This window comes from Geodermatophilus sp. SYSU D00766, from assembly GCF_054049915.1.
The window spans coordinates 1-11,441 of the sequence record NZ_JBJGYI010000069.1 but is presented as its reverse complement, the minus strand read 5'-3'; the positions used below and the strand labels follow the sequence as shown (position 1 = coordinate 11,441).

Annotated in this window: 14 protein-coding genes and 1 other RNA gene; 7 read left to right on the top strand and 8 right to left on the bottom strand. The window is 67.0% G+C overall.

Features of this window, described 5'->3' with window-relative positions; genetic code table 11:
* Positions 1-334 precede the first annotated feature (334 nt).
* Positions 335-744, top strand: an RNA gene (rnpB, locus tag ACI8AD_RS24415) — RNase P RNA component class A.
* Between the two features lie 29 nt (positions 745-773).
* On the opposite strand, the gene ACI8AD_RS24410 is transcribed toward rnpB, so the two are convergent.
* The 3 genes from ACI8AD_RS24410 to ACI8AD_RS24400 all read right to left on the bottom strand — a co-directional run bounded on the left by ACI8AD_RS24410 (position 774) and on the right by ACI8AD_RS24400 (position 4,538).
* On the bottom strand, positions 774-1,868 hold the full coding sequence (locus ACI8AD_RS24410; protein WP_456873120.1) for a tyrosine-type recombinase/integrase: 1,095 nt from the start codon (positions 1,866-1,868) through the stop codon (positions 774-776).
* A gap of 571 nt (positions 1,869-2,439) precedes the next feature.
* The gene (locus ACI8AD_RS24405) at positions 2,440-3,363 is read right to left on the bottom strand and encodes a hypothetical protein (protein ID WP_456873119.1); all 924 of its coding nucleotides are present in this window, start codon (positions 3,361-3,363) and stop codon (positions 2,440-2,442) included.
* A 206-nt stretch (positions 3,364-3,569) separates the two neighbouring features.
* Positions 3,570-4,538 carry a hypothetical protein gene (locus ACI8AD_RS24400; RefSeq protein ID WP_456873118.1) on the bottom strand — a complete coding sequence of 323 codons (969 nt, stop codon included), beginning with the start codon at positions 4,536-4,538 and terminating at the stop codon, positions 3,570-3,572.
* A gap of 223 nt (positions 4,539-4,761) precedes the next feature.
* Between ACI8AD_RS24400 and ACI8AD_RS24395 the strand changes: the two genes are divergently transcribed.
* A complete protein-coding gene (locus tag ACI8AD_RS24395) occupies positions 4,762-5,007 on the top strand; it encodes a hypothetical protein (protein WP_456873117.1) in 246 nt (81 codons plus the stop codon).
* Positions 5,008-5,242: 235 nt separating this feature from the next.
* Here ACI8AD_RS24395 and ACI8AD_RS24390 read toward each other — a convergent pair whose 3' ends face one another.
* From ACI8AD_RS24390 to ACI8AD_RS24380, 3 genes are all read right to left on the bottom strand, one after another.
* Positions 5,243-5,491, bottom strand: a complete 249-nt coding sequence (locus ACI8AD_RS24390; protein WP_456873116.1) for a hypothetical protein — start codon at positions 5,489-5,491, stop codon at positions 5,243-5,245.
* Between the two features lie 167 nt (positions 5,492-5,658).
* Complete coding sequence (locus ACI8AD_RS24385) at positions 5,659-6,084, bottom strand: hypothetical protein (RefSeq protein WP_456873115.1); 426 nt, start codon at positions 6,082-6,084, stop codon at positions 5,659-5,661.
* Positions 6,069-6,290 (bottom strand): hypothetical protein, encoded by a 222-nt coding sequence (locus tag ACI8AD_RS24380; protein WP_456873114.1) that lies wholly within the window; start codon positions 6,288-6,290, stop codon positions 6,069-6,071. The genes ACI8AD_RS24385 and ACI8AD_RS24380 overlap by 16 nt, the downstream gene beginning before the upstream one ends.
* A gap of 305 nt (positions 6,291-6,595) precedes the next feature.
* Here ACI8AD_RS24380 and ACI8AD_RS24375 point away from each other — a divergent pair, with 305 nt between their 5' ends.
* Positions 6,596-6,826, top strand: a complete 231-nt coding sequence (locus ACI8AD_RS24375) for an HNH endonuclease (RefSeq protein ID WP_456873121.1) — start codon at positions 6,596-6,598, stop codon at positions 6,824-6,826.
* Between the two features lie 72 nt (positions 6,827-6,898).
* On the opposite strand, the gene ACI8AD_RS24370 is transcribed toward ACI8AD_RS24375, so the two are convergent.
* The gene (locus ACI8AD_RS24370) at positions 6,899-7,441 is read right to left on the bottom strand and encodes a hypothetical protein (protein WP_456873113.1); all 543 of its coding nucleotides are present in this window, start codon (positions 7,439-7,441) and stop codon (positions 6,899-6,901) included.
* A gap of 237 nt (positions 7,442-7,678) precedes the next feature.
* Between ACI8AD_RS24370 and ACI8AD_RS24365 the strand changes: the two genes are divergently transcribed.
* The 4 genes from ACI8AD_RS24365 (at position 7,679) to ACI8AD_RS24350 (ending at position 10,832) form a co-directional block, all read left to right on the top strand.
* Positions 7,679-8,398, top strand: coding sequence for a restriction endonuclease (locus tag ACI8AD_RS24365; protein WP_456873112.1), 720 nt, complete (start codon positions 7,679-7,681; stop codon positions 8,396-8,398).
* Positions 8,399-8,626: 228 nt separating this feature from the next.
* Entirely contained in the window at positions 8,627-9,430 is an 804-nt protein-coding gene (locus ACI8AD_RS24360) for a DUF6308 family protein (RefSeq protein WP_456873111.1), read from the top strand.
* Between the two features lie 238 nt (positions 9,431-9,668).
* Positions 9,669-10,202: a hypothetical protein gene (locus tag ACI8AD_RS24355; protein WP_456873110.1), complete on the top strand. Its 534-nt coding sequence runs from the start codon at positions 9,669-9,671 to the stop codon at positions 10,200-10,202.
* 153 nt (positions 10,203-10,355) lie between these two features.
* Positions 10,356-10,832 (top strand): hypothetical protein, encoded by a 477-nt coding sequence (locus tag ACI8AD_RS24350; protein WP_456873109.1) that lies wholly within the window; start codon positions 10,356-10,358, stop codon positions 10,830-10,832.
* 246 nt (positions 10,833-11,078) lie between these two features.
* On the opposite strand, the gene ACI8AD_RS24345 is transcribed toward ACI8AD_RS24350, so the two are convergent.
* Positions 11,079-11,315 carry a hypothetical protein gene (locus ACI8AD_RS24345; RefSeq protein WP_456873108.1) on the bottom strand — a complete coding sequence of 79 codons (237 nt, stop codon included), beginning with the start codon at positions 11,313-11,315 and terminating at the stop codon, positions 11,079-11,081.
* Positions 11,316-11,441: the final 126 nt, after the last annotated feature.

The following is an 11,441-nucleotide window of genomic DNA, read 5'->3' as shown; positions in this document are numbered from 1 at the left end:
CCGAGGCGGCCCCCCCCCCCCCCCCCCCCCCCCCCCCCCCCCGCCCCCCCCCCCCCCCCCCCCCCCCGCGCGCCGCGGCCCCCCCCCGCCCCCCCCCCCCCCCCCCCCCCCCGACTCGGCGGCATCCGGCGCGGTTCCCCCGGTCGGGGGACTCGACGACCGGCCGGACGCGGCAAACCGTAGAGGGCTTGTGCACTCGTGCCAACTCCAGGGCGGTGAACTGGAGGAGTTGGCAGGTGGTCGACGGCGTGTCGCGTCGCGCTGCGCGTGTCGGTGGCGACGGGACGTTGCGGAACCCCGTCGGGTGGCCCCGTAGACTGACCGGCACGACGGACGAGTCGGCCGGGCGGTCGCGTCGGCGGGGGAGACCCCGTCGCCGAGGAACGTCCGGGCTCCACAGGGCAGGGTGGTCGCCAACAGCGACCCGGGGTGACCCGCGGGACAGTGCCACAGAGAACAGACCGCCAGCGTTCGCGCTGGTAAGGGTGAAACGGCGGTGTAAGAGACCACCGCACACCGGGTGACCGGTGTGGCTCGGTAAACCCCACCCGGAGCAAGGTCGAGAAGGGACGGCGGACGGGTGACCGGCCGGCGTCCCGCGCAGGCGTTCGAGGGCTGCCCGCCCGAGGCCTGCGGGTGGACCGCTCGAGCCCGCCGGCAACGGCGGGCCTAGATGGATGACCGCCCATCGGGAGGCCGCGAGGCGCCCGAGGACAGAACCCGGCGTACAGGCCGACTCGTCCGTCGCACCCCTCTGACCTGGGCTTACGGAGTCAGAGGGGGTGCTGAGTCCGCACGTAGTCCGCAGATGCGCGCATGACCGAGTCGACGGCGGCCCGCGTCCGGTCGTCCGAGTCGGGCCACAGATGGCTGTAGGTGTCGAGCGTCTCGGCGGCGCTCGCGTGCCCCAATCGGGCCTGCACGGTCTTCACCGACTCGCCGTGCCGGATGAGCAGGCTGGCGTAGAAGTGCCGCAGCGAGTGGAACGTGACGCCGCTCAAGCCGGCCTGCCGCACGGCCGGCCGCCAGACGCGCGCGGAGAAGGCCGTCCGGCGGATGGGCGCTCCGAGCTCCGTGGTGAAGACCAGGCCATCCGTCGGCCACTCCGCCAGGTGGGCTGCCAGGGCGTCGAGGACGACCTGGGGGAGCGGGACCACCCGCACCGACGCCTGGGTCTTCGGCGGCGCGAGGTAGGGAGCGCGGTCGGGCATGGTGACCAGCTGCCGCTCGACGGTGAGCTGGCGGCGGAGGAAGTCGATGCGGTCGACCGTGAGGCCGAAGACCTCGCCCTGCCGGAGGCCCGTCCCGGCGGCCAGCGTGGTGAGCGCCTGGTAGCGGTCGGGCATCGCGTCCGTGAGGGCATGGACGGCCTCCCACGACAGTGGCTCGATGCGACCACGGTGCACCTTCGGGAGCCGCGTGCCCTCACACGGCGAGGCGACGATCCGGCGGTCGCGAACGGCGGCCTTGAAGACCGCGGCGAGGATGCGGTGGACGACGCCGACGGTGGCCGGCGCCAGCTCGGCCGACAGCCGCTTCACGAGCGTCTGGACGTCGCTGGGCAGGACTGAGGCGAGCCGCTTGTGCCCGAGCGTCGGATAGACGTGCCGGCGGAGCATCGTCTCGACGTGAGCGGCGGTGGTCGGCCGGTGGACCTGGGCGGCGCGCCACTGCTCGGCATACTCGCGGACGGTCACCCGGCCGGCCGCAGGGTCGACGTACTGGCCGGTGACCATCGCTGCGGTCATCTCGTCGAGCCACCGCTGGGCGTCGACCTTCCGCTTGAAGTGCCGGGCGTGCTCTCGGCCGACCGCATCGCGGAAGCGTGCGCGGTGGGTGCCGTCCGGGCGGCGGGCGATGCTGGCCACGGCGCTCTCCTTGGGTGGGATGGAGCGGCCCCGTTGCCGCTCTCGTCCCGGACCTAGCGCGCGATTCCAACGAGCGGCCGCCTCAAGCGACATCCGTGAATGCGCTGTCAGCTGTGGACGACGCGCGAGGTCGCTCCGAAGGTGCGCCGAGCCTGCAGTCGTTCTCCAGTACGGCGACGGCGTCACTGACGGCGGTCTCCAGGGACCTCCTGGGGTCGCCAGGCAGCCGTCGCGGGCGGTCCTGCTGAGGCGGACGGTCGGTGTCAGACGTCTCCGCTGATGTCCCTGAAGGCGGCCTTAGGGACAGTCCCGGTGACGTCTTCGAACCAGCTCTTGCTCTGCCGCTCAGGCACGAAAGGCACCTGAGCCGGCGACCACGCCTCCTCACTTCTCTCTCAAGCGGGGAGGCGACATCGTCGCCTCAGGTGTTGCAGGTAGCGAAGCGCTCGCCGGGAGTATTGCTTCAAGCTCCGCAGATCGGGCTCAGGCATCGGCTCAACGATTCCGGAGCGTCACCCCACTCGGGCAGAAGTTGTCGTCGCTGATGTCTCGCAGACGTCCTGAACCCCGGCTACCGCACGGCGGGGCAGAAGGTCTGCTGGAGGAAGGCCGCCATGGCCCTGGCATCCGCGACGGGCGCCCCGTCGGAGACATCGCGGCTGATCATCTGCTCGATGCTCACGGTGCCGGCGTTGAGTTCCCTGCAGTTGTCGATCATCACAACGGCGAACGACTGCGCATCGTCGAATGCGAGTGGCACTCCGCGCGTAAGGCCGTAACCGGTGTCCCCGGCCACCTGGCCTAGCTGGCCGACGAGCTGGTCGCTAATCCCGGCGGCCCTTACGTAGTCACGTATCGAGGTGTCCTGCGTGCGCGGCGCGGCCTGCGCAGTGGACCTGGACGGTGCCTGGTAGCCGTCCGAGGTGTCGTAGCTCGAGACGTCGTTGCTGTCGTACGCGGTGTCAGCGTCGTCGTCCCCGAAGCAGCTGCTCAGCGCGAAGAACGCGAGAACGAGGATCACGATGACGGAACCGATCCCGACCATCATGTCGCTGCGATCGGCCTTGCGCGTGATCAGCTTCTGCGTCCCGGCTATCTGCTCCCCACCCGGACATGGCTCTCTGTTGCCCTGAACCCACTTGCCGTGGAACGGCATCAGGACCGGCTCGAAGGTCGCGTACGGCAAGGTCTCGATCTTGGAGCACTTGGCGCAGGTGAGCCGCGTCCGCCAGGCCTCCTCGGTTTGGAACCTGACAGAGGCGACCTTCGCGACGACAGGGCGGAGCGCTCGCTTCGGGCGCTTCGGGAACAGCGGCGCCGTGAAGTGCCCGGCAGCCTTGCCACCGCCCGCGCATACCTTCGGCTTCCCCTCGTAGCCGCCGTGCGCCTGCAGGCGGAGGTCGGCGTCAACGGCTGTCTCCGCACCACACTCAGGGCAGAGAGCCTCGTCCGTGGCCGTGTCCTGCAGGTCGGCGGCGGTGGTGGGATGAGTCATGTGCGTCCTTCACGGCGGGCTTCGGCTGGCTTATTGGAGCGGCGTGCGCTCCACAACGGTCATCGGCACGTGACCTCGAACTCTGAAGGACCGTGAGCACAGCCCGGAACTGGCACGGGTCGGGTGCCTCTAATGGGCCGCTCAGGGACACTAAGCGGCTAGCAACGAGGCTTTCGGCGTGGCTGGCGTACCGACCAGGCACGCGGCTATTGGGAAACTAGGCGACCGCCGGGCTCACCTATGTCGGCCGTGGTCAAGGCCGCTCTGTATGCGTGCGCAACGTTGAAGCAGAACTCAAGGAGCGGTTCCGCTACCTCCGGCGCGAGCCAGCTAGGGGTAGTCCGAGCTTGTCGTTCGGAGCCGTTGAACCCGAACAAGACGTCAGCCGACGACCGGAAGTCGGCAGTCGTGAGAGGGGCGATCGCAATGCCGCTGTTCTGACCTGCATAGGAGCCGAAGGGAACAAGGACGCGGCCATCGGAGTACAGAGCAACTACGGTTCGATAGCCAGACTTTGAAGGGCCAGCTGCCTCGAGGACGACATGGTTTGGGCCAAGCCGTCGGCGGTAACCAGCGCCTACCCACCTCGACAAAACGGTCTTCGCGGCTGCGAGGGCGGCCGGCGACTCGAATTGACCCCAGAACTCCTCAAGGGAGCCGAGGACCTCAGACTGCTTAGCTTGTTCCACCGTCGCCGTGAAGGAGTTCGGTTCGACCACGGCTTGGAACAGGGGGGCCCAAGGGCTGTCCTCGATCCGTACGGCCTTGGCCTCCACGAGCCACACCGCGATACCGCGCTCGGTGTCGTGCTCCGCGAGTTCATTGAGGTACTGAGCCACGGCTCGGAACTCGTCACGATGCTCCTCAGCGACGATGACGAGCCCTCGAGCTCGACGAGCAACTGCATACGCTAGACCGCGCGTGAGGTGATCGTGATCCGCGCGGCCATACTGGTTCTCGATGACGATCTCGGATCCATCTTCGCCTCGAGCCACGATGTCGATTCGTCGTCCGCCAGTTGTTTGAACCTCGGATTCACCCAGGGATGTCAGATCCACTCCAATCGCAGCGCCAACTGCGTCAAGCTGTTCTGCTAACAGCGGGGTGAAGTCCGACGCTTCCCCCTTCCACGCTTCCGCGAGCCGTCCGAAGCGAAGACGCGCCATCGTTGCCACGTCGTCGGTCTACCACGTCTGGCCGATGGGACACCCCCTGTGACTTCAGGTCGCGGCCTCGTCCGGCGACTCCAACCCCTGGCTGTGAGAGGTCCGACCCGGTCGCGTTGTCCAAGGTCGGCGACTCAAGGACGGGAGGCGGCTGACAGGCGATCGAGCGGAGACGCCGGCGGTCGGCCGCCACCAGCCCTACCGTCGGCACATGTCTCGAAGGCTGGTTCGCGTGTACGTCGACACTGACGATGACGGCTATGTGCAGTTCGTCAACGACCTATGGGCTCGCATGCCCGACGGGGACTGGCACCTCGTTCTGGACAGCAAGGCGAGTGTCGATCGCGCCAACGCGGACTACGACACCCGCTACCGGCAACAGGCGCCCCCGTGGACGATTGATGATGCCGCCGAGACCGAGGCGGACGCCCAACGACTCAGCGCGATCGCACAGGGCCGGAGTCGGTCCGGCAGCTGAGAACGCGCAATGCTAGCGGTCGTCCGATCAGGCAACTGTGCACGGTCTGGGATGAGCGGCCAGCCCCTTCCCCGCGCCCCTCAGGATGGACATCTGGCTCGGAGCTCGCGCCGTGCCAGATCCCTGGCGCGCTCGCCACGCGCCTCCGGTCAAGGTGTCCCATAGTGGGCCGCTCAGGGACAGTCCCGCCGGCTCACCCTGGGACGGCTCCAGGGCACCGAGGACTGCGACTCGCTTACCGTCCATCACGGTCATTGCCTGTCTCGGCTTGTTCCCGCCGCTCGCGACGACGGCCAATCACCCCGAGGACGAGGACTACGAGCCAGCCGACCGCCGTCGCAGTGCTTGCTACGAGAATCAGGGCATCTGCGTCCTGCGTGAGGATCCCGCGGACCACGCCTCCGGTGGTACCGACGACGATCAGCGCGGCCAGCACAAGAAACCACGGTTTGGTGGCGACGTTGCGCTCGGCTCGCCTGGTCATGCGGCACAACTTATGAGGGGCGACAGCGGGGGCGACCGTCAGGAGAGGCGTCGCCACCCCATGGTGCGAGTGCGGGTGTCCTTTGATGGGCCGATTAGGGACGCCCGTGCCGGCCGCTCGCAGGGCGGCCTTGGAGACACGCGCGAGGGCGGTGGCCTACGCCGTCGTTACTCGGCGGACAGCGTGGGGTACGTATCCTGCTTCCAGATCTGCAGGAGCGCCGTAAACGCGTTTCCAGCGGGTTCAACGATCAGCCGCTCCGTCCCGCCGGGACTCACGGTCACTGGCGTGACGGGACTTCCTGTCCAGTCGATGACCGCCCTGATGGAGTGCTCACCCGGGTCGACGGAGAACTCGACCTGATCGCCTGGCCCGACCTTGCCAGCTAAAACGCCGTCGATCTCGATCTTGTATGAGCGCGTGGCGTCCCGATAATCACCCTCCGATCGACGGACAACGATGCGCGCGGCTCTCTCCGCAGCGTTGATCTTGGCGGCCTGCCGAGCAGCGTGCTGCGCTGCACGTGCGGCTTCACCCAGCTGTGGAAGTTCGCTGGTGATGTCCCTGAGTGGGCCGCTCAGTCCCCGATCCACACCAGGACGGCTCCGATGACGACCAGTACCGGGCCGGGCACGCCCGTCGTCAGCGCCCGCAGCTTGTCCCTCCGCAGCTCGGCATCGAAGTCCGTGTCCGAGGCGCCCCCGTCAATGACGTTGGTCATCGTCGTGACTCGATAGACCACGTCCGCAACGACCAAGACCGCTCCGATGATGCCGATGATCAAGCCAGCCCGGGCCACGGCGGCAGCCTAAGTAAGCTCGGCGACTAGCCCTTAGTGGGCCGCTCAGACGCTTGCGGCCGGCTCGCGACGAGGGCGGCTTCAGGGACACGGCAGGCTTAGGGCTCAGTCAAGCTCGTCCGGTTACCACTCGTGAGGCGGCAGGTACCTCGAGTCTCCGCCACCCTCCTTCGCCGCTTTGACTTGGTTCGGCAACTTGGACCAGTACAGGGTTGAGCCGTTGGCCCCGCCTGCCGGCCTAGGTTCCCTGGGTGACCGCTGACCGTGCGCACGCGCGCCAAGCGGACCTCAAGTTGGTCCGCCAGATGTTTGAGGCATTCGGCACTTTGTGCTACTTGTGCGGCGAGGCTGGCGCCGATACCGCCGATCACGTGATTCCTTGGTCCAAGGGGGGATTGACGACATTGGAGAACCTTCGGCCAGCGCATTGGCGCTGCAATGTGTCGCGGGGTGCCAAGTCGTTGTACGCGTACGGGTGGCCTCGCCACTTCAGGTGGCCCGATGACGGCGTCCGCGATCCGTGGTTTCTCTCCTGACCCCATGCCTCTTTCTATTCTTTCTAGCACCTTCGGCCGCGATCGATCCACGAGTATTCGCGTACCGCCTAGTCAGTAACCAATCAGCAAGACGCCTTGGAAGGGCAACCTCAGGCGCTGAGATGCGTAGATGGCGGCAAATTGATTCCGAGTTCGCTCGTAGGCCGGAATGGCATGCGCCCGTTGCCCTGATGTGGTCCGGTACTTGATGGGCATTAGGAGCGCCAAGTGCTGCGCGTCGAGGATGAGGGATGTGCGCACGATGTCCCTGTAGTCGGCATTGCCCGCCGCCCCCCGGCCAGCCTCCACCTCGACGGCTATACCCAGCCCATCGTGGAAGGCGTCGATTTCATACTGCACCTCGGGAACGCCGTTCTCGCCAAAGAGGACGGGACGAAAGATCTTGGCCGACCTTGTCTTGCCGCTTTCGACCACATACCCCAGGTTGGTCAGCCCGGGAGCGAGCTCGCGCAAGACTCCGTCGCTGTCGATGCCCGTCTTCTTCTCGACGGTCGAGACTTGGCCCTCGGCCGACGCGACGACTGCGACGAAGTCAATGGCCCACTGTGGCGGACGCAGGTTGCGAGGGAAGTAGCTCCAGACGGGGTAGGGCACGCAGAACAGTAGCTGGCCACGCTGTACCGCTCCGGTGGACGTCGCCGCTTGCGCTGGACCCAAAGTGGGCCGCTTGAGGATACGAGGGCGGGCTCGTCCCCAGGGCGGCTTCAGGGATCGGCAGTCGCCAGGACGCTGAGCGTGCAGCGCAGGCGAGTCGCCGCTCCCAGCTCGGCTGCCAGGGATTGCATGGCCACGCTTGTAGCCTGTTCGGGCACCTCGAACTAGGAGTCGTCCTTGCCGGCACCGCAGCCCCTACAAATCGACACGTGGCAGTTGGCTGAAGAGAACGCCGCGGCCTGGATGCGCTGGTGGGGCTACGCAGACGCCGACGTCACCAACGCTGGTGCCGATGGCGGTATCGACGTAGCAGCCCGTGACGCCCTCGCCCAGGTCAAGTGGCGGGCCGCGAAGGTCAGCCGGTCCGAGCTTCAACGCCTCGTCGGGGCACGCGGGGGACGCAACACGCATCAGGCGCTGTTCTTCTTCACCGGTACCGGTTACAGCGCCCACGCTCTCACCTACGCGCGCGAGGAGGGCATTGCGCTCTTCTACTACTCATTGACTGGTGCGATGAGTCCGAAGAACGTACACGCGCGACGAGTGTTCCGCGCCGTGGAGGAGCGGGAGGTGGCCGCCCAGCGCGCCCGGAGTGAGGCGGCCGCCCGGCGAGCGCCGGCTGAGGTGGCCGACGGCGGATGGCGGCTAGGGGCGGCCCAGTCCGCGCGCGACTTGATCTGGGCTGAGCAGGAGGCCGAGCTCCGCGTTACCCCAGGTCCAGAGGCGGCCCGGCGTGCAGAGGCGATCCGGGTTACGCGTGAGGCCGGCCGCGAAGCTGCTTGGAAGGAGGGGGCCCGGCAAGCCTCGATCCGGGCGGAAGCAAAACGGGCGGCGAGGCAGGAAGCAGCCCGTCAAGCCGCTGCCCAGGATGCGACCGCGAAGGCGACTAAGCGCTAGCCGATGGAGAGTTGGCGCTCGGCACCGACGAGAAGGGCTCCCAGCCAGTGTCGAACCTTTTCAGTGTCCGTACCCCGGTGTCCCTGAATGGGCCGCTCAGGGACATAAGACGGCCCCAGGACCTGCTCTCTCGGCCATGCGTCCACTGACGGCGTGTCGGGGGACGGCGTGCCACCGCCGTCTGAGGTCGGGGTTCGACTGGCCGGGGCGAACCGTCAGACTGATCTGATGGCGACCAGTAAAGCGTTCGACGTAGCTCGCGGATTCACGGGGCCCGCATTGCCGCCGATCCCCTACGACCATGCGTTGACACGTGTGAAGTCGTTCTGCACCAACCCTGTAAGCGGGTGGTTGTCCTACGACCTGTGCGGTGTTCAGGCGCGCAAGTCCGGGCTGTTTGCCTCGTTGACTCCTTGGTCCCTACTTTGGGCGGGGGCGCTCGCCGGACGCGTGCAGGTGGGCGACGTCGCCAGATTCACCCTGGAGGAACGGACCAGATTTGCGAAGCGTCTGGCCGCCGTCCCGGCTGGGGATCTCAACATCCTGGACGAGAGGGGTCGGCAGGCAGTGACGATGGTCTGCAGGTTCGGATATGAGGGGGTCTGGGCGCCAAAGACAACGAAGATGGCGGCTCTCTATCGGCCGGCCTCCATCCCGGTTCTGGACGGCTACGTCGCGATGGCATTCGGCTTTGCCCGGGAGGGCTTCAGTGAGGGAAGACAACCTCGCTGGCAACGCATCGAGCGAGTCGTCAACGCATTAGCCGCGGCCCTCGACCGGTATGGCGAGACGCTCGCCCAGCTTCGATCGGACGCCAGTGAATTGGTGCCGGACTTGCCGTTGATCCCTGACCTTCGCCTGCTGGACATGATCATCTGGACATCGCAAGACGATCGCCTAGTTCGAGCCGGCAAGCCGCTCGGGCTTTGGCTTGACGCTGACCTTTCGAACCGCCAGTCGATCACCCTTGATCAAGTAGCGCCGGTCGTCCTGCCGGGGTCTGAGGGCGGCGGGGCAGTTCGGCGTCCCTAAGTGGGCGGTTCAGGCATACGAGGCCCGGCGCGCGAGGCGCTCTAGGGGCACCTGGCGCCGGGCGCGACAGGTCGGACCCTCGAGACATCAAGTCCCTCTGCGGTTCCCGTACCCGCGGGAACCGCAGACGCCCCCGTAACGCGCATCGGTGCAGTCGTCATCGCCACGAACTCGACTTGCCCATCGAGATCTCGGCGGGGCAGGTGAACTCCGTGAACGCTCGGGCAACATGGTTGGGGTGAAGCTCACTCTGACCTACCAGGGACATCTGCCTGCGACTCAGCGCGGAGTCAGCGAAGCGAAGGCCCGGTTGCGTCGCGCCTTCCATCCGCAGATCAGAGAGCAGATCGGACATATGCTCGGCGGTCCAAGTGCACGCCATGTGACATCTGAGGTCGATGGTTGGCAGTTCATTTCACCCGCCCACGAGCGCTTCCGTACCGCTATCGAACTGGATGTATTGCTGCTTACACGCCAGGGGCGCCGCCCATTGGGGGACACGGACAATCGGACAAAGACGCTGATCGACGGACTCACCCGTCCTGCCAACAGGCAGCAGTTGCAAGGCTTCTCTCAGCCGGAAGACGGCGGACCGACCTACTGTCTACTCGATGACGATGGCCTGGTGAACCGCATGACGGTCGATAGTCGCCATTGGTTTAATCCTGCCGCTGACGTCGACGAAGCCCTCGTCGTCATCACAGCAAGCATCGTGCCCGGCAAGAACATAGACATGGACGCGCCGACTGGAAGCATGTTCCTGATGCTTTGAGCGCCACGGCGCCAGCCCTTGGCCGATGGAGCGCCCCTGGCAGCGGTGTATCTAGGTTCAGTGCCACGGCGGAGGTTCCACCGGCCGCTGGGCAGTGAGCAGTCCGCGTGACCTGGCACACCAGCCGCAATCGACCCCTCGTGGTGTCCCCAAGTGGGCCGCTCAGAGACAGGACCCCGGCTCCCTACGGGGGCGGCCAAGGAGCCCTCGGTCGCCTTCGCGGCGACCCGGGTGAGGAAGGCTGGCGAGGTGGCTCAACGATTGGCGGTCTACACGTTTGAGGGGCCAAGCGTCCTGTACGTCCACCCCTCTTTAGCAGCCGCCGAGGGCTACTTCGAGGCCATCGACGTCGAGAACGACGAGTACATCTTCTTCGGGCAGGACGGCACCGTCATTCAGCCATCGGTGGAGGCCGGTCGAGTCGTGCTGACCGCCAGCCCCCAGCAGCGGGCGAATGAGCTTCAGCAGCGACTCCGGACCTATCTCGACCACTCCGGAAGGCTGGACCCGAGGTTGGCGGACGACACGGTCTCCCTCGCGCAACTGCTGTTGGACCAGGAGAGGGCGTTCCGCGAGTCGAGGTGGCTCTCTCGTTTCTCGCGCGCCCTCGCTCGTCGCCGCGCTCGATGAGCGGTGTCCTCAAGTGGGTCGCTATGGGACATCTCGGCCGGCCCGCCAGTACTGCGGCCGCTGTAACACCCGATCGTTGTTGCCTCAAGCCACAGCCTGGGGCTGCGCGGTCGGGCCATGGAGGACCGCCACCGTTGTGCCAGACGTGTTCGGGTCGCGCTGCTTGACGGCGATGCCCGTGTGCTCTGGCTCGTCGACCTCTTCGGAGGTCGACGAGCCAAGCTCTCCGTCGCATCGGGCGTCGGATCAGGCCAGACCAGCGCTTGCAGCCTCGTACTCAGCCGCCACCGACGGGGGCAGCTCGCCGTTGACACGGACGAGGACTGGCCCGGCTAGGAAGTGGTACTTCGTGCCTGCGATCGGGCCGAGGCTCTGCAGGGTCTGCTGGATGTAGTCCGACCGGACTTGCGCGTCGGCGCCGTCGGCGAACACCTCGATCGAGCCGCCACCCTCGTTGCCCGGCTCGGCTTGGTCGATCGGCACGCCTAGGGCCTGTCTGAGCGATCTCGGCGGGTGAGGTCACACAGCCAGATGCGGATGGCCGCGACGGTGACGGTGCCGGCGAAGACGTAGCCGCGTTTGTCGGTGCGCATGGCCACGGCGCGGTGG

What these genes read in the sequence shown, in the direction of transcription:
- ACI8AD_RS24375 (WP_456873121.1), top strand. Translation starts at nt 6,596, where the DNA reads ATGTTTGAGGCATTCGGCACTTTGTGCTACTTGTGCGGCGAGGCTGGC.
- ACI8AD_RS24390 (WP_456873116.1), bottom strand. Translation starts at nt 5,491, where the DNA reads ATGACCAGGCGAGCCGAGCGCAACGTCGCCACCAAACCGTGGTTTCTT.
- ACI8AD_RS24405 (WP_456873119.1), bottom strand. Translation starts at nt 3,363, where the DNA reads ATGACTCATCCCACCACCGCCGCCGACCTGCAGGACACGGCCACGGAC.
- ACI8AD_RS24360 (WP_456873111.1), top strand. Translation starts at nt 8,627, where the DNA reads ATGGCGACCAGTAAAGCGTTCGACGTAGCTCGCGGATTCACGGGGCCC.